At 71.9% G+C, this 17,302-nt stretch carries 12 protein-coding genes; 6 read left to right on the top strand and 6 right to left on the bottom strand.

What is annotated here, in order from left to right; all coding sequences use genetic code 11:
* Positions 1–23 precede the first annotated feature (23 nt).
* The gene (locus tag OL358_RS12085) at positions 24–1,424 is read left to right on the top strand and encodes a zinc-dependent metalloprotease (protein ID WP_264710318.1); all 1,401 of its coding nucleotides are present in this window, start codon (positions 24–26) and stop codon (positions 1,422–1,424) included.
* A gap of 760 nt (positions 1,425–2,184) precedes the next feature.
* Here OL358_RS12085 and OL358_RS12080 read toward each other — a convergent pair.
* Both OL358_RS12080 and nudC read right to left on the bottom strand, forming a co-directional pair.
* Positions 2,185–3,948 (bottom strand): ATP-dependent helicase, encoded by a 1,764-nt coding sequence (locus tag OL358_RS12080; RefSeq protein ID WP_264710317.1) that lies wholly within the window; start codon positions 3,946–3,948, stop codon positions 2,185–2,187.
* A complete protein-coding gene (gene nudC / locus OL358_RS12075; RefSeq protein ID WP_264710316.1) occupies positions 3,945–4,859 on the bottom strand; it encodes an NAD(+) diphosphatase in 915 nt (304 codons plus the stop codon). Before nudC ends, OL358_RS12080 begins: the two co-directional genes overlap by 4 nt.
* An 81-nt stretch (positions 4,860–4,940) precedes the next feature.
* On the opposite strand from nudC, the gene OL358_RS12070 reads away from it, so the two are divergent.
* Complete coding sequence (locus OL358_RS12070; RefSeq protein WP_264710315.1) at positions 4,941–6,248, top strand: phosphotransferase; 1,308 nt, start codon at positions 4,941–4,943, stop codon at positions 6,246–6,248.
* Between the two features lie 37 nt (positions 6,249–6,285).
* Here the strand turns inward: OL358_RS12070 and OL358_RS12065 are convergent, their stop codons facing one another.
* Together OL358_RS12065 and OL358_RS12060 are read right to left on the bottom strand one after the other, a co-directional pair.
* Entirely contained in the window at positions 6,286–9,609 is a 3,324-nt protein-coding gene (locus OL358_RS12065) for an ATP-dependent DNA helicase (RefSeq protein WP_264710314.1), read from the bottom strand.
* Entirely contained in the window at positions 9,606–12,722 is a 3,117-nt protein-coding gene (locus OL358_RS12060; protein WP_264710313.1) for an ATP-dependent helicase, read from the bottom strand. Before OL358_RS12060 ends, OL358_RS12065 begins: the two co-directional genes overlap by 4 nt.
* 137 nt (positions 12,723–12,859) lie before the next feature.
* On the opposite strand from OL358_RS12060, the gene OL358_RS12055 reads away from it, so the two are divergent.
* Complete coding sequence (locus OL358_RS12055; protein ID WP_264710312.1) at positions 12,860–13,084, top strand: DUF3107 domain-containing protein; 225 nt, start codon at positions 12,860–12,862, stop codon at positions 13,082–13,084.
* Positions 13,085–13,089: 5 nt separating this feature from the next.
* Positions 13,090–13,380, top strand: coding sequence for a hypothetical protein (locus tag OL358_RS12050; protein WP_264710311.1), 291 nt, complete (start codon positions 13,090–13,092; stop codon positions 13,378–13,380).
* A 26-nt stretch (positions 13,381–13,406) separates the two neighbouring features.
* On the opposite strand, the gene OL358_RS12045 is transcribed toward OL358_RS12050, so the two are convergent.
* On the bottom strand, positions 13,407–14,120 hold the full coding sequence (locus OL358_RS12045) for a ferritin-like domain-containing protein (RefSeq protein ID WP_264710310.1): 714 nt from the start codon (positions 14,118–14,120) through the stop codon (positions 13,407–13,409).
* A 226-nt stretch (positions 14,121–14,346) separates the two neighbouring features.
* Between OL358_RS12045 and OL358_RS12040 the strand changes: the two genes are divergently transcribed.
* Both OL358_RS12040 and OL358_RS12035 read left to right on the top strand, forming a co-directional pair.
* Positions 14,347–15,819, top strand: coding sequence for a DEAD/DEAH box helicase (locus tag OL358_RS12040; protein ID WP_264710309.1), 1,473 nt, complete (start codon positions 14,347–14,349; stop codon positions 15,817–15,819).
* 122 nt (positions 15,820–15,941) lie between these two features.
* On the top strand, positions 15,942–16,370 hold the full coding sequence (locus OL358_RS12035) for an SHOCT domain-containing protein (protein ID WP_264710308.1): 429 nt from the start codon (positions 15,942–15,944) through the stop codon (positions 16,368–16,370).
* Positions 16,371–16,405: 35 nt separating this feature from the next.
* Here the strand turns inward: OL358_RS12035 and OL358_RS12030 are convergent, their stop codons facing one another.
* Positions 16,406–17,269 carry a PHP domain-containing protein gene (locus OL358_RS12030; protein ID WP_264710307.1) on the bottom strand — a complete coding sequence of 288 codons (864 nt, stop codon included), beginning with the start codon at positions 17,267–17,269 and terminating at the stop codon, positions 16,406–16,408.
* Between the last annotated feature and the right edge of the window lie 33 nt (positions 17,270–17,302).

The following is a 17,302-nucleotide window of genomic DNA, read 5'->3' as shown; positions in this document are numbered from 1 at the left end:
GAACCGGCTGAAAGGCGGCAGAAGTGGCAGACGACGACCGCAGTCCCGAAGACGAGTTCCAGGAGCTGATCCGCCAGCTCTTCGGCGGCAGCGCGGGCGACATCGACCCGGAGCAGCTCTCACGCCTGTCGGGCATGAACATCGACCCGGCCATGATGCGGACCGTGATGCAGCATCTGCAGGGAGCATTCGCGGGCGGGTCGGACGGCGGGATCTCGTGGGAGCTCGCGCAGCGTCAGGCGCTGCACATCGCCAACCAGGACGGCCTGGGCGTCACCACCGGCCAGCGCACCGACCTCGACCAGGCGTTCGGACTGGCGACGCTGTGGCTGAGCGAGGCGACCACGATCTCCGAGCTGCCGAGCCCACCGAAGACGCTGACGCGCGGCGGCTGGGTGGAGGCGACGCTGCCGGTGTGGCAGCAGCTCGCCGAGCCCGTCGCCACCAGCATCGCCGACGCGCTCACGTCCGCACTCAGCGAGCAGGCGCCCGAAGACATGCAGGGACTCGTGCAGGGCGCCGGCCGACTGATGCGCACCGTCGGCGGCTCGCTCTTCGCGTCGCAGCTGGGTCAGGTCGTCGGGAACCTGTCGAAGGAGGTCGTCAGCGGCGGCGATGTCGGCATCCCGCTGATGCCCGATGGCGAGGCGGCGATCCTGCCGCAGAACTTCGCTGATTTCGGGCGCGACCTCGAGGTGCCCGAGGACCAGCTCGCGCTCTACGTCGCCACGCGCGAGCTCGCCCACGCACGACTGTTCCGTCACGCACGGTGGCTGCGCCTGCACGTGATCTCGCAGGTCACCGACTTCGCGCGCGGGGTGCACGTCGACACCGACGCGCTCGAGGAGCTCGCGTCGCGCTTCGATCCGTCAGAGCCGGAAGAGCTGCGAACGGCTCTCGAGTCCGGGGCGCTGCTGCCGGCACGATCCGAGGCGCAGAACGCCGCGCTCGCCCGCCTCGAGAACCTGCTCGCGACGATCGAGGGGTGGGTCGATGTCGTCACGGCTGACGCCACCTCGCGGCTGCCCTCCGCCGATCGCATCGCCGAGGCGGTCCGCCGTCGCCGCGCGGTCGGCGGTCCCGCCGAGCGCGCGCTCGGATCGCTCGTGGGCCTCGAGATTCGGCCGCGACGCATGCGCGAGGCGGCCGCCATGTGGCGGGCGGTGACGGATGCCGTCGGCCCGGCAGCGCGCGACGCGCTGTGGGACTACCCCGATCTCATGCCCGGCGCCGACGACATCGACGACCCCGCGGCGCTCGTCGCCCGGCTCGAGGCACGCGCGCGCGGCGAGGAGCCGGCGCGCGACGAGTTCGACGACGCCCTCGCGAAGCTGCTCGCCGGCGACGAGCCCGGGGAGGGCGGGACCGAAGCGCCCGGCGATCCGGACGACGGCAGCACCCCCGACGACCACCGACCGGTCTAGCCTCCTCCCCAGCGCGCGACGCCGTCCCGTCGACGGCCCTCGGGCTGTGGAGAACCGCGCGCGCCGCCGGAATCCGGTGAGACTCGGGCCATGCTGCGCATCGATCCCGCTCACCCGCCGCTGTGGCGCACGGCGACGTCCCTCCAGTTCGGCATCGATGCCGTCGCCGTGGTCCCCGACCCGACCCGGTGGCAGCAGCGACTCGTTCGCGAACTCGAGCACGGCCTTCCCGAAGCGGCCGCCGTTCCCTTCGCGGTCGCGGTCGGCGCGTCCGCTCGTGCCGCCGAGGCCTTCCTGCAGCTCATCGACCCGGCGCTCGCCCACCCCGGCTCATCCGAGCTGGAAGTGGTGCTTCAGGCCGCCGGCGAGGTCCCGGCGCAGCAGCTCGACGTCGTCGCGAGTGCGCTGGCCTCGGCGGGGTGTGCGGTCGCGCACGCGCATCCGTTCGACGCGCCCGGCGGAGCGATGCCGGATGCCGCTCCCGTCGTCGTCGTCGCGCACCGCGTCGTGCCGCCGGCCTTCGCGCGCGCGCTGATGGCGAGCGACCGACCCCACCTGCCCCTCGCGCTCGGGCCCGGCACCGCCGAGGTCGGACCCCTCATCACGCCCGGAGAGACCGCCTGCCTGTCGTGTCTGGCCGCGACCCAGCGCGACGCCGACCCCGCGTGGCCGGCCCTGGCCGCGCAGCTGGTCGGGCGCGTCGTCGACGAGGTGGATCCGTCGGTGCTGTGGGAGGCGGGCATCGTCGCCGGCCGCATGCTCACCGCGAACGCGCGCCATCCTGCGGTGCACGGCCACTCGCTGACCCTGCGCGCCGGCTCGCTCCACCGGGCGCTGCGGACGCACCGACCGCACGCAGACTGCCGTTGCCGATCTCTCGAAGGAATCGCGACGGCTGACGCTCCCGCACACCTCGAGCCCACGATGCCGAGAGAGTACGCGCGGCCCGCGTGATGCCGACGTAAGCCAGTCGGCGCTCCTCGTCCACTTGCTCGAACGTCGTCGCATACGCGATCGGGAGCAGCCCCTCGGCGACGCCGACGAGGTGCACGTGGTCCCACTCCAGTCCCTTCGCCGCGTGGATCGTCGCGAGCGTCACGGTGCGCAGAGCCGGCTCGTGGTGCGATTTCGCCCGCGCGGTGAGCTCGTCGGCGAACGTGCGAAGCGTGGTTCCGGGGGGCGCCTCTTCGGCGAGGCGCAGGAGCGCGGCGCGCAGCTCCCACGCGTCGCGGAGGGCTCCCCCGGCCTGGGGCGGCTCATCGGTCAGTCCGAGCGAGCGCAGCACGTCGCGGACGGTGTCGACGAAACCGCTGTCGATGGGGGCCACCGATGCCGCGCGCAACGCCATGATCCCCTGGCGCACCTCGGGTAGATCGAAGAAGCGCTTCCCGCCGAGCACGGTCGACGCGATTCCCGCGTCCGCGAGCGCGCGGACGAACTCGGCCGATTGAGCGTGAGCGCGATACAGGACGGCGATGCGCCGAGGGTCGACGCCCCCGGCGATCTGCGCCGAGATGCGGGCCGCGACGCCGCGCGCCTCCGCCTGGTCGTCCTCATAGGCCGTGACGGTGGGGGTCTCGTCTGCCGCGCGACGCCGTGGCTCGGCGAGGAGGTGGAGCGCGCCCGGCCGATTGCGCATCAGCTGGTTCGCGACGTCGAGGATCGCGGCATCCGATCGGTAGTTCGTCTCGAGACGCACGACCTTCGCGTCATCATGGCGTCCCTCGAACTCCAGCAGGTAGCGGGCGTCGGCGCCGGCGAACGAGTAGATCGTCTGGCTCGCATCGCCCACCACGCACAGATCACGACGATCGCCGAGCCACAGCTCCAGAAGGCGGTGCTGGAGCGGCGAGACGTCCTGGAACTCGTCCACCGTGAAGTGCCGGTACTGCTCGTGCACGGCGCGCGCGACGTGCGCCTCCGCCTCGAGCATGCCCGCGCACGCGAGCAGGACGTCCTCGAAATCGAGCTGGCGGCGCTCGTCCTTGAGCTTCTCGTAGGCCCGCTGCAGATCCACGACCCGCTCGATCGAGAGGCGGCCGATCCCGCCGGGCCGCGCCGCGGCGTACGCGTCGACGCTGAGCATCGAGACCTTGCGCCACTCGATCCCGCTCGCGACGTCGCGCAGGGTCGCGACATCCGGATCGAGCCCGATCCCGTCGGCGGCATGCGCGAGCAGCCGCACCTTGTTGTCGACGATGCCGGGCGCGGTGTCACCGGCCAGTGTCGGCCAGAAGTAGTTGAGCTGAGCCAGCGCCGCCGCGTGGAAGGTGCGCGCGGACACCCCGTCCACGCCCAGCGCGCGCAGCCGCCCTCGCATCTCGCCCGCCGCCTTCGCGGTGAAGGTCACCGCCATGACGCGCCCCGGAGAATACGCGCCGGTGTCGACGCCGTGGGCGATGCGGTGCGTGATCACGCGGGTCTTGCCCGTCCCGGCACCCGCGAGCACGGCCACGGGTCCGCGCAGGGCCTGCACCGCCTCGAGCTGCCGCTCGTCGAGGCCGTCGAGTGCACGCCCGCTCACGCGCGCCCCTCGTACCAGTCGCTGATGAGCCGGTGCGCGATCGACGCCGCACCCGGAAGACGCAGATCGCCCTCGCCCGCCAGTCCCGCACCGATCTCGTCGCGCGTGAACCACCGCACGGCCACGATCTCGTCGCCGTCGGGTCGCGCGGCCGCGTCGTCGACCGCCGTCGCGAGGAATCCCAGCATCAGCGATCGCGGGTACGGCCACGCCTGCGAGCCGCGATAGCGTACGTCGGCGACCTGGATGCCGGCCTCCTCGGCGACCTCGCGGACCACCGTCGCCTCGAGTGACTCGCCGGCCTCCACGAAACCCGCGAAGCACGAGAATCGGTGCGCGCCCCACAGCGCGTTCGAGCCCAGGAGCAGTCTGTCGGGATCCACGGCGCTCGTGATCGCGACGATCACCGCGGGATCGGTGCGCGGGAAGTGCTGGCGCCCGCACGATGGGCAGCGCCGTGACCAGCCCGCATCGCCGAGCGTCGTGAGCGCTCCGCACGCCGGGCAGTACGGCGCGTCGAGCAGCCACCCGGCGAGGCTCAGCGCCTCGACGAAGGCGGCGGCATCCGTCTCGGAGAGCCCGCCTCCGACCGAACGCAGTCCTCCCCAGCCTCCCGGCGCCTCGAACAGATCGGGCTCGGCAGCCTCGAACACGGCGGCGAGGAGGGCGTGACCGGACGCGTGGCGTCCGAGGAACGCCCACTCCGCGTCGGCGGGTACGGCGTCGGGAGCCACCCAGTGCAGGGCAGAAGCGGTGGCCAGCGGTGCACGGTCACCGGCGACGAGGAGCACGCGGGCCGAAGGATCGGCGCGCGCCGTGTCGAGGATCCCCGGATGTGCTCGCTCCTCGGCCGCACGATCGACACCCACTCCGGCAAGCGGGGGGAACCGCGTGCTGTCGGGCGCCGTCATCGAGGATCTCCGCTTTCTCCGAGAGGGCGAGCCAGGGCGTGGCGCGGGGGTGGACGAGCGACGCCGACCTACCCTGGGCACATGGCACGCTCACCCTTCACTCTAGCCGCGTCGGTCACGTCGGCTCTCCCCCGGGTCGGCGTCGTCGGAGTCGGCGCGCTCACCGAAGGCATCGCCGGTCGCTACGACTCGGCCGTCGCCGAGCTCGACGACGGCCGTCGTGTGGTCGTGCGCGTCCCCGCAGACTCCGCCGTGCTTCCCGAGCTCGCCGCCGAGGTGCGGGCGCTGCGCGCCCTGACCCCGGGTGTCCGCGGCCTCCTCCCCTTCCGTGCGCCCGAACTGCTCGGCGAGGCCGGCCTCGGCGACACCCGCGCTGTGGTGCTCGACTTCCTCCCCGGCTACCGGGTCGACCCTGCCCACCTCCCACCCGGTCGCGGCGCAGCAACCTCGGTGGGCGCGGCTCTCGCAGCCCTGCACGCGTTGCCCCTCTCGATCGTGCGCACCGAGGGACTCCCCGTTCGCACGCCGCAGCAGGTGCGCACCGACGCGGCACGCCTGCTGGAGCGCGCGACCGCCACGAAGCGGGTCCCGGTCGCACTCCTGTCGCGGTGGCGTCGCGCTCTCGACACCGACGAACTGTGGCGCTTCGAATCGGCCGTCGTGCTCGGCGGGGCCGGTGCGGCATCCTTCCTCTTCGAAGACGTCGACGGCGCCCCCGCCGTGACCGGCCTGCTCGACTGGCACGGGCTCTCGGTCGGCGATCCCGCGACGGACCTGCAGTGGCTCGCGTCCGCTCCGGCCGCCGCCGACGACGTGTACGCCGCGTACGTCGCCGGGAGCGGCCGCGCCCCCGACGCGCGCGCCCGCGAGCGCGCGCGCCTGTACGCCGAGCTCGAATTCGCCTCGTGGCTCGTCCACGGTCACGAGACCGGTCGCGCCGATGTGGTCGACGACGCCGTGGGTCTGCTCGAGACGCTCGCCGCCGGGGTCGCAGACGACGACATCGTCATGGATGCCCCGCTCGACGTCTCGGATGCGATCGCGCTCCTCGACCGCATGCCTGCGGCCTCTGCCGTCGACGTCGACACCTCGATGCAGACCGACGCCTACGACCCCGAGGAACTGTCTCAGTGGGTGGCGGCGGACGAAGACGACCCCGTCGACCCCACGACACAGGACACCGCCGAGATCGATCTCGCCGACCTCCCGTCGCCGATCGACTTCGCCGCCGCGCGCGCGACGGCCGACGCCGTTTCCGCTTCCGCTTCCGACCAGATGCCCGTGCCCGCGCGGCGCGACGGCGAGGCGGAGGACGAGCACGACGGCGACGCGGTCGCTGATGCGGAGCGCGCATCCGAGGCGGCACTGCGCCGCTGGCTCGCCGAGTAGATCGAGGATCAGCCGGCCGGGCGCCGTCCGTACCCGATCAGCCGCGGAGGATGAGGTCCTCGGCGACGTAGTAGAGCGCGACGTCGATCTCGTCCAGAGCGACGCCGTGCTTGGCGTGATACGCGCGACGGTAGAGCTCGAGCTGCAGCATCCGCTCTTCGCGTTCGGCCGCGGTGCGAGGTGCGGCGCCGGTCTTCCAGTCCACGATCTCGATGCGTCCGCCCCGGTCGTCGCGCCGGTAGACGGCATCGAGCTTGCAGATGACGACGTGCGGACGCCCGTCGAGGTCGGTGAGGGTGAAGTCGATCTCGGTCTCGACCTCGAGGGGGCGCAGGGGCGCCCACTCGGAGGCGAGGAAGCGGGCGCGCAGCGCATCCAAGGACGCGGCGTCTTCGGCAGACGACGTCGAGCCGGGGGCGTCCTCGTCGCTCTCCCACAGCGCATCGTCGATCGATCCGCCCAGCCCCGGACGCCCCGCACGCTGCTCGACCCACGCGTGGAAGAGCGTGCCCAGGCGCGTCTGACGGAACGGCCGCTCGGGCAGCGGACGCGCGATCGCGGCCACCGTGCCGGCGTAGTCCGAGACGAACTCCTTGTAGCGCGACGCCGCGATGCGCGTCGGCGCCGCATGCTCAGGCGCGGCTCGCCGCGCCTGACGCTCCGCCAGCAGCAGCGCCAGGTCCCGCTCGGGCTCTGCACGCGGAGCATCGATCGCCTCGGCGGCGATCGACGCCGCGCGCTCGACCGTGTCGCGCCGCGAACCGAGCGGGTCGATCGGCCATTGCAGTACCCGACGCTCGCCGAGGTACGGGTTCTCCCCCGCGTCGAGCTCCGGTTCGACGACGCCGAGGGCGTCGGTGATCTCGCCGTAGAACGGGCTGCGCTCGCGAGGCCGCTTGGTTCCCGACCAGCTCGATCCGGTCAGCAGCAGATGATCCCGCGCGCGAGTCACCGCCACGTAAGCGAGCCGGCGATCCTCCTCGAGCTGTCGCGCGCGGTTCGCGGCGATGAAGTCGTCGAGGGCCGCCTTGAGTTCCTGCTGCGTCTGCGCCGAACGCCACGCCAGCGTGGGGAGCCACGCGGCGTCGCCCCGGAACGCGTACGGAAGCACACCGAATCCCAGCCACGCCTTGGTGTCGCGAGGCGCACTGGGCAGCTCGTCCTTCACGAGCCGCACGACAGCGACGGCATCCCACTCGAGACCCTTCGAGCCGTGGATCGTGAGGAGCTGCACCACGTCGTCCTCGGGGGGCTCGGTGCGGGGAGCGAACTCGTCCAGCTGCTCCGCATGGTCGAGCCAGGCCAGCAGGCTCGACAGCGACCCCGTCTCATCGGCGGCGAGGAACGCGTGAAGCTCGTCGACGAATGCGCGGAGCTGCGCCGACGCGATCCGCGATGGCCCGCGCGCCTCATTCGCCGCGAGTTCGACGTCGAGACGGAGCTCCCCCTCGATGAGCCGGACCAGCTCGGGGACGGGCATCCCGACCGCCTGCCGGAGCCCCGCGAACACGGCGCCCGCCTCGCGCAGCCGCTCGCGCGCCCCCGCGGTGAAGCCCGAGAGCCAGCCGTGATCGACCGGATGCCGCAGCACGAAGTCGAGCGCGTCCACCAGCGAGCCGTCGTCATCGCCGGCCCCCGACCGGATCTGCTCGACCACCTCGGGCGCCAGCGGCTGGAGCGCAGCATCGTGTCGCGCGATACGGCGCGCGAGCGCGGCCAGCTCGCGAAGGTCGGGGAGTCCGATGGCCCAGCGCGGCCCGGACAGAAGCCGGATGAGGGCGGAGCCCGCGCTCGGGTCGCTCACCACGCGCAGCGCGCTGACGACATCCACCACTTCGGGCGTGGACAGCAGACCGCCCAGGCCGAGGATGCGATGAGGGATGCCGCGTCGGCCGAGGGCGTCGCCGAAGCGCACCATGTGCTTCTTGCTGCGGAAGAGGATCGCGCCGGTGGTGGTGAGCCCCGCGTGCCGACGCTCGGCACGCACCGTCTCGAACCACGCCGCGACGCGATCGGTCTCGATGTCGAGGTCGGCGTCGAAGGCGCACTCGATCACCCCCGCGGGGGCACCGGGGCGCGCCCGGAGCTCCTGCACCGGGACGGCAGCGGATGCCGCGAGCGGCGCGAGCACGGCGTTGGCGGCGGTCAGCACACCGGCACTGTTGCGCCAGCTCGTGAGGAGCGTGTACTCGGCGCAGTCCCGCTCCCCCGCGAAGGCACGGGGGAATCCGCCGAGGTTGCCGGCACTCGCGCCGCGCCAGCCGTAGATCGCCTGATGGGGGTCGCCGACGGCCATCACCCCGGTTCCGGCGAACAGCATCGCCAGCAGATCGGTCTGCACGACGGACGTGTCCTGGTACTCGTCCAGGAGCACGACGCGATACCGGTCGCGAAGGTCTTCGGCGACCACCCCGTGGCTTCGCACGACGTCGAGCGCACCGGCGACCTGATCGGAGAAGTCGATCACGCCGATGCGGCGCTTCTCGGCGGCGTATGCCCTCGCGAGGTCGGCAAGCATCGACAGGGCGCCCACCTTCTCGGACGCCTCCGCGACGTCGGCGTAGACGACGGTGCGCGCGTTGGTGGACGGCAGCTCGAGCACCCGCTCGAACGCGTCGGGGAAGGCCGCGAGCTCGTCGAGGTCGACGAGATTGTCGACCCCGTCGCGCGCGATCCGGAGTGCCCCGTCGATGATGGTGCGCACCGCCTCGACGCGCCCCTCGAGGCGGGGATCGTCGGACGCGAACACGACACGGCGCATCAGCAGCCACGCCGCGGACTCCGAGAGCACGGCGGCCTCGGCATCCCGTCCGATGCGCACAGCGTGCTCGCGCACGATCTGGTCCGCGAAGCTGTTGTAGGTCGACACGGTCGGACGGTGCAGGAGCGCATCGTCGTCGGCGTCCTGAGGTGCGGCCCCGACCGACCGCGCCAGCGCATCCAAGGCCTCGCTGCGCGCGACCGCGGTGCGCGTGCCGTCGCCCCCCGCGCGCTCGAGCTCGCCGAACACGGCGAGCCGGCCGCTCTCGTGCATGCCCGGCAGCGCGGGCACGAGCCCTCGTCGCTCGAACTCGGCGAGTCGCGCGAGGCGGCGCTGGATCCGCTCGGCCAGCTCTCCCGCGGCCTTGCGGGTGAAGGTGAGTCCGAGCACCTGGTCGCGACGCACCAGCCCGTTCGCGACGAGCCACACCACACGCGACGCCATCGTCTCGGTCTTGCCGCTCCCCGCTCCCGCCACGACGAGCGCGGGGGCGAGCGGGGCCTCGATCACGGCAGCCTGCTCGTCGGTGGGCGGGAACTGTCCGAGCGCGGCGGCGATGACCCGCGCCGACAGCAGCACGGGAGGAGCGGACACGGTCATGAGGCGCTCACCGCGCCGATCGTATGGATTCGGCACAGGCCGTACGAGTGGTCGTCGCGGCAGTGCTCCTCGTAGGGGGCGCTGAAGGAGACACCGCGCATGATCGTGACGGCGGAGCGGATGCGCGCGAGGAACGCGTCTCGGCGCACGTCGTCGAACGGCGGCTGCCACGGGGTGACGTAGTCGGACCGCGTCGCGGTCGGCCGCAGCACCAGGAGCTTCGCGCCGCCAGCCGGATGACCGCCCGCTTCGGGGATCGCGCCGGCTTCGAACGCGAGCTGGTAGGCGCCGAGCTGAGGATTGTCGACCACCTTCGCGTCGGTCTGCGGCTCACGCTTGCCCGTCTTGAGATCCATGATGACGACGGCGCCCTCGGGCGTGAGCTCGACGCGGTCGATGTACCCCGACAGGATCGCGCCGTGCTCGAAGGCCTCAGCATCGTCGAGCGGGATCGCGACCTCGAAATGCGGTTCGGCGCCGATGAGCTTCCCGCCCGCATCGTCGAAGCGTCTGAGATACAGGTGCAGGCGGCGGACCAGGTCGCGCGCCCGGGTCTTCTCGGCGCGCTCTCGCCAATCGGCCTCGAAGGTCAGCTCGCCCCAGCGGGCGTCGACCTGAGCCCACAGCGACTCCTCGCTGGGGTCGTCGGCGTGCTCGAGCGCGGCGTGGATGATCGTGCCGAGCCCTGCCGTCGTTCCGCCCGGATCACCGCCGAGGTCGCCGATGACCCAGTTGAGCTCGCACTCCTCCAGTGTGTGGAGCCGCGACGGCGAGACGCGCACGTCTTCTTTCGCCAGGTCGCGCAGTGGTCCTGCAGAGGTCGGTGCGGGCACTCCGTACCACTGCGACGGCGCTGCTCCCGCGATACCGGCGTCGGCCAGCAGCGCGAGCTGTGCGGCCGCGTGCGCCGCCGCGGGCGACCCGGCGCGGCCGCGCTCGGTCAGCCTGCGTCGGTGGCGCGCCACCAGGCCGCGCAGCGAGAGAGGGTGGTCGACGGTATAGCGCTCGGGGTCGGGGAAGAACTCGAAGAAGACGCTCGGCCCGGTGTCGTCGTCATCGACGGCGGTCACGACGATGCGCTCGGCGCCGCGTGACAGGGCGCGGGCGAGGAGTCGCAGCTCATCGTGCATGGCGGAACGGCGACGGTCGAAGACCCCCGGCGCATCGCCGGCGACGCGGGACGCGGCATCCGCCAGCCGCCAGGTCTCGAGGAGACTCCCCCGCAGCCGCGTGTTCGGCCACACGCCCTCCTGCACGCCCGCGATGACGACGGTGTCGAACTCGAGGCCGAGCGCACCGGCGGGGGTGAGAATCTGCACGGTGTCGTTGCGCACCGGCGCCGTGAGGCGGTCCTCGGCGACGTCGGAATCCAGGATGCCGCGCACGAACACGCGCGGATCCGCGTCGATCGAGCGCTCCACGAATCGCTTCGCCGCCTGGAAGAGCGCGACGAGGGCGTCGAGGTCGCGGTTCGCCTGCTCCGCCAGCGGCCCGTGACCGCGCGCCGACTCCGACCACACGCGCTCGAGTCCGCTCCGGTCCCACGCCGCCCAGAGCAGTTCGTGGGCGGTCGCGCCGCGAGCGAGCTCGTCGCCCAGGAACGCGAGTGTGCGCGCGAGTTGGGCGGCACGGCGCGCCTCGCGGGTATCGATGAGATCGAACTCGAGCGGCTGACGCATCGCGGACAGCAGCAGCTCTTTGCCCGGGCGTTCTCCCCCGGCCGCGAGCTCGGTGTGGCGCATCGTGGAACGAAGGCGGCGCAGCTCGATCGGATCCAACCGCCCGTACGTGCCCAGGAGCGCGCGCGACACGTCGTCGAACTCCCACTCCTCTCGCGCCGCGAGATCGACGAGCCGCAGCAGATCGCCCACCGGTCGCAGCACGCCGAGCGCGCGTCCCGGACCGCTGGAGCGCGCGGGCACCTCTCGAGCGGCGAGCTCGGTCTCGAGCGCCGCGACCTGCCGCGTGTCATGCGCGATCACGGCGCAGCGCCCCCAGGGCACGCCGTCGTGCACGTGGCGCTCGCGCAGGATGCGCGCCACCGCGTCGTACTCCTCTGCGGCCGAGCGCAGCAGCAGCGCCCGCACCGAGTCGTCGGGCTCTGCTCCCGAGCCCGAGCCGCGGTGCGCGACGACCCCGACCGCACCTATCCGCTGGGTGACGCGCCGCACCAGCTCGGCCTGCCAGGCCGTTCCGCGATGCCGCTCGCCGAGGACGTGCACCTGGCCGAGGGATGCCGCGAGGCGCGCGAAGTTCTCGGGCGTCGCGCCGCGGAACGCTCCGGAGCCGACGTCGGGGTCGCCGAACGCCAGGACCGGGATGGCACGGCCCCGCGCGGCCTCGAGCAGCTCGACGCCGCCGAGTGTGAGCTCCTGCGCGTCGTCGACGAGGATCACCCTGACGCGATCGAGCGCCTCGATGCCGTCGCCCAGCGTGCGGACGAGGCCGACAGCCTCGCGCACGAGCCCCGCCGCATCACGGTGAGCGCCGCGCATGTCGGCCCGGACATCGAGATACTCCTCGAAGAACGAGGCCAGCGAGGTCCAGGCGGGCCGCTCGTCACGCTGCCCGAGCGCGCGCAGCCGGTCGGGGCCGATGCCGAGCGTGGTGCACTCGGCGAAGAACGTGCGCACCTCCGTGCGGAACCCCGCCGTCCCTCGGATCCCCGGCGCCAGCCACTCCGGCCATCGAGAGGGCTCCGATGCCTCGTCTTCGGCGTCGCCTTCGAGCAGATCGTGGATCAGCTGGTCCTCGTCGCCGCCGGTGAGCAGCTGCGGCGGCTCGGCGTCGATGGCGACCGCGTGCGCCCGCACCAGCTGGAACGCGAACGAGGCGACCGAACGTGCGAGCGGACCGGACGTCGCGCGGTCGACCGCGATGGCGAGCCGATCGCGCAGAGCGGTCGCGGTCTGCCGTGAGGGGGTCAGCACGAGCACCCCGTCGGGGTCGACTCCGCCCTCGACCAGCGCCGCGACGCGGGCCACGAGGGCCGTCGTCTTGCCCGTTCCCGGCGCACCGACCACGACTCCGGAGGCGGTCGACGCGAGGTCGACGACGGCGCGCTGAGAGTCGTCGAGCGCGGCCGCTGCTTCGGATCCGTCCCGCGACACCATGCCCTCGACCGTAGCGCGAGCGGCCGACAATCCCGTTCGCCGAGAGCGTGCGCCGCGCGGCCTGGCCGCCGGTGCCCGTGTCGTAGAGTTGCCATGCGTCCGGCAACCGGCGCGCAGAGCAGGAAAGAGGCAGTCACGTGGAGATCCGCATCGGCATCGCGAACACCGGACGCGAGCTCAGCTTCGAGACCAACGAGCCCGCGGCCGACGTCAAGAAGTCGATCGCGACCGCGCTCGACGCCGGCGCGACCCACGTCACGTTCAGCGACGTCAAGGGGAACAACTACATCGTTCCCACGTCGGGGCTGGCCTACATCGAGCTCGGGACCGAGGAGTCCCGCCGCGTCGGCTTCGTCGCCTGACAGCGATGCAGATCCTCATCGCGCTCATCGTCGGCGCCGTCCTCGGCGTCGCGGTGCACTTCCACATCGGCGACCGCAGCACGCGCGGCGTCGTGATCGCCCCGATCGTCGGCGCGTTCGCCGCCGGGCTGGCGTGGATGATCCTCACGTGGGCGGGCGTCGGGATCGACAGCATCTGGCTGTGGCTCTCGATGTTCGTGGCGCCGCTGGTCGTCACCTACCCGGTCGTGATCCTGCTGACCCGCGCTCGCGTCGCACATGACGCCGCCGAGCGCGCGCGCCTCAAGATCGGCTGACCGGCCGCCGCGTTCGTCAGCACGGTTCAGGCCGCGAGGGCCATCGCGTCCATCCGCTTCGAGTGAGCGGACATCAGCTCGGTGAACACCGGCTCGACCTTCGCCTCGTCCACGGCGCCGAGCGTGGCGGGGCGCAGCGCCGCGCGTGCGATGAGCAGCGTGTCGCCGACGAGCCTTCGGCCCCACAACGCCAGCAGCGAGGCCCATTCGGGGTCGCCGTCGATCGTGCGGAGGATGATCTCGACGATCCCGGCGCGGTCGTCGTCCGCCTGCAGGATCAGCGCGACGCGCCGACCGGTCTCGCCGTAGCTGGCCGACAGCGCGAGGTAGAAGTCGTCGAGCATCCCCGCGGTGATGTGCACCGAGAGCAGCGTCTCCTGCGGGCGCACGCCGTGCGTCGCCGCTCGGAACGAGTCGAGGGGCTCGCGGAAGGGCAGCATCAGGTCGGTGGGGTCGTCCCCGCGTTCGCGGATGAGCGCGACCAGCGCCTCGTGCTTGGTGAGCGCGGCTCCCGCCGCGCGGGAGAGCGCCTCTTTGTCGGACAGCCCCGGAGTGAGGGCGATGAGTTCGCTGAGCGTCTCGAAGTACCCGAGCTGCAGATAGGCAGCCTGGCCGAGATACGTGTCGATCGCGGGCGCGAGCTCCTCGAAGTCGACGCGCGTGGCGTCGCCGAGGTCTTCCCGTGAGCGCAGTTGCAGCTTCCGCCCGGGTTCACGTCGCTGCCAGAACCACTTGACCACGGGCTACAGCCTAGAGTCGCGCGAGGTGCGGCGCGGCATCCGCTCTCGAAATGCGGCGCGCGACGCTCCCTCCGGTATCGTGGACGCGTCCCCGGCGTCGGATCGGGGCTCCCGCGCCTGTGGCTGAGAGAGGGCGTGGATCGCACTTCCGCCCGCGCAACGACATCGTCGGCATCGCGCCAGGGCACGGACCAGGCAGCATCTCACTGCCGGACAGGCACTCATCGTGACGACCTTCGCCGAACTCGGCGTGGACCAGGACATCGTCGACGCGCTCTCCGCCAAGGGGATCGTCGACGCCTTCCCGATCCAGGAGCAGACCATCCCCCTCGGCCTTCCCGGCCAGGACATCATCGGACAGGCCAAGACGGGCACCGGCAAGACCTTCGGCTTCGGCATCCCCGTCGTTCAGCGGCTCGGGCTCGACCCGGCACCGGGTGTGAAAGCGCTCATCGTCGTGCCGACGCGCGAACTCTGCGTTCAGGTCTACGAGGACATGGACATGCTGACGTCCAATCGCTCGACCAGCGTCGTCGCCATCTACGGCGGCAAGGCGTACGAGGGCCAGATCGACCAGCTCAAGGCGGGCGCGCAGATCGTCGTGGGCACCCCCGGTCGCCTCATCGACCTCAACAACCAGCGTCTGCTCGACCTGTCTAACGCGACGCAGGTCGTGCTCGACGAGGCCGACAAGATGCTGGACCTGGGCTTCCTCGCCGACATCGAGAAGATCTTCTCCAAGGTCCCCCCGGTGCGGCACACTCAGCTCTTCTCGGCGACGATGCCCGGCCCGATCGTCGCGCTCGCGCGTCGGTTCATGACCAACCCCATCCACATCCGCGCCACCGACCCGGACGAGGGGCTCACGCAGGCCAACATCAAGCACCTGGTGTACCGCGCGCACTCGCTCGACAAGGACGAGGTCATCGCCCGCATCCTGCAGGCGGAGGGTCGTGGCAAGAGCGTCATCTTCACGCGCACCAAGCGCGCCGCGCAGAAGCTCGTGGACGAGCTCGGCGACCGCGGTTTCAACGCCGCCGCCGTGCACGGCGACATGAGCCAGGAGGCCCGCGAGCGTTCGATGGCCGCGTTCAAGGCCGGCAAGCGCGACGTGCTGATCGCGACCGACGTCGCGGCGCGCGGCATCGACGTCGACGACGTCACCCACGTCATCAATCACACCATCCCCGATGATGAGAAGACCTACCTGCACCGCGCGGGCCGCACCGGCCGCGCGGGCAAGACCGGCATCGCCGTGACGTTCGTGGACTGGGACGACCTGCACAAGTGGGCGCTCATCAACCGGGCGCTCGAGTTCGGTCAGCCCGAGCCCGTCGAGACGTACTCCTCGAGCCCGCACCTCTACACCGACCTCGACATCCCCGCCGGCACCAAGGGCCGCATCGCGACGGCGCCGAAGACGCAGACGGTGCGGACGACGGATGCCGCCACCCGCGACGGCGGCTCCTCCGACGATGCTCAGCGCCGGCGCCGGCGCCGTTCGGGCGGCAGCGCCGCGGGCGAGAGCGGTGCCGTGGAGCGTCCGGCGACAGGATCCGCAGAGCGCACGGCCGGCGGCGGTGGCACGCACGACGGCGGAGGCAAGGAGCACCACGACGGCAAGCCCGCGCCTCGTCGCCGGCGCCGCCGTCGCGGTGGCTCGGGCGGCTCCGCGGGCGCGCCGACGATCGGGGCCTGACCCCGCGAGGCGTCGCACGGCGACATACGGGCGAAATCCCGCGATTCCCGCCCGAGCGAGCGCTATCTTGATCGCAGGCGGTGCACGTCGCGTCGCCCCCTCGCATAAGAAAGGCACGCATCGTGCGATTCATCGACGCCGTCACCACGAGTTACGAGTACCAGGGCTTCTGGGGTTCCCTCGGAGACATCATCTGGTGGTTCCTGTGGGCCTTCGTCTTCGTCGCCTACCTCTTCGCGCTGTTCGCCGTGATCGGCGACCTGTTCCGCGACCACGAGCTCAGCGGCTGGTGGAAGGCCGTGTGGATCATCTTCCTGATCTTCGTCCCCTTCCTCACGCTGCTGGTCTACCTGATCGCCCGGGGCAACGGCATGGCCAAGCGCGGCGCGGCCGAGGCACGTCAGCTGCAGTCGGCGCAGGACGCCTACATCAAGCAGGTCGCCAGCGCCTCGAGCCCGTCGGACGAGATCGCCAAGGCCAAGACGCTGCTGGACGCCGGGACCATCAGCCAGGCCGAGTACGACGCCATTAAGGCGAAGGCTCTCAGCTGAGGCATCCGCTCCACGCGTGAAGCGCCCTCGTCCGCCTACGGGTAGACGGGGGCGCTTCCCGTTGCGCGCTCGATGATGCGCGCGAGCATCGCGTCCGACGTCGTGTTCTCGCCGGGCTGATTCGGCTTTCCCAGTCCGTGGTAGTCGCTCGACCCGGTCACGATGAGGTCGCGCTCCTCGCACAGGGTACGAAGCGTGCGGATGCCGGACCCGAGGTTCTCGCGGTGACCCAGCTCGAACCCGGCGAGGCCGGCACGCAGCATCCGCTCCATCAACGGCATCGGCAGGAGCCCCGCACGTCCCGCGGGGTGAGCGATCACAGGGACTCCCCCCGCCGCGACGACGAGTTCGACCGCCGTCACCGGATCGGGTGCGTACAGTGCGACGTAGTAGTCGCCTCCCGGGCTCAGGATGCTCGAGAACGCCTCGGTGCGGTCGCGCACGAGTCCGCGCGCGACGAGGGCGTCGGCGATGTGCGGGCGGCCGATCGTCGCTCCCTCGGACGTCTGGGCGACGATGTCGTCCCACACCAAGTCGTAGTCGCGAGAGATGCGATCCGCCATCAGGCGGGCGCGGTCCAGCCGCGACGAGCGGATGCGCTCCGTCATCGCACGGAGGCCGGGGTCGTCCGGGTCTACGAGATATGCCAGCACGTGCACGCTGCGCCATTCGTGACGGGCGGACAGCTCCATTCCGGGGATGAACGTCATGCCCAGGGAGGCGGTCGCCTCGGCGGCCTCCGCCCACCCCGAGGTCGTGTCGTGGTCGGTGAGCGCGGCGGTGCGCAGCCCGTGACGGTGGGCGGCGGCCATCACCTGCGCCGGCGACTCCGTGCCGTCGGAGAGGACCGAATGCAGGTGCAGATCGCTCGGCCCCTCGAAGCGTTGCGAAGCCGGCATCCTTCGAGATTACCGCGGCGACATGCGGGACTG

The sequence above is a fragment of the Microbacterium sp. SSM24 genome (assembly GCF_025989145.1).
In the GTDB taxonomy this organism is placed as follows: Bacteria; Actinomycetota; Actinomycetes; order Actinomycetales; family Microbacteriaceae; genus Microbacterium.
The sequence above is the reverse complement of the archived record's forward strand: the minus strand, read 5'-3'. Positions and strand labels throughout refer to the sequence as shown.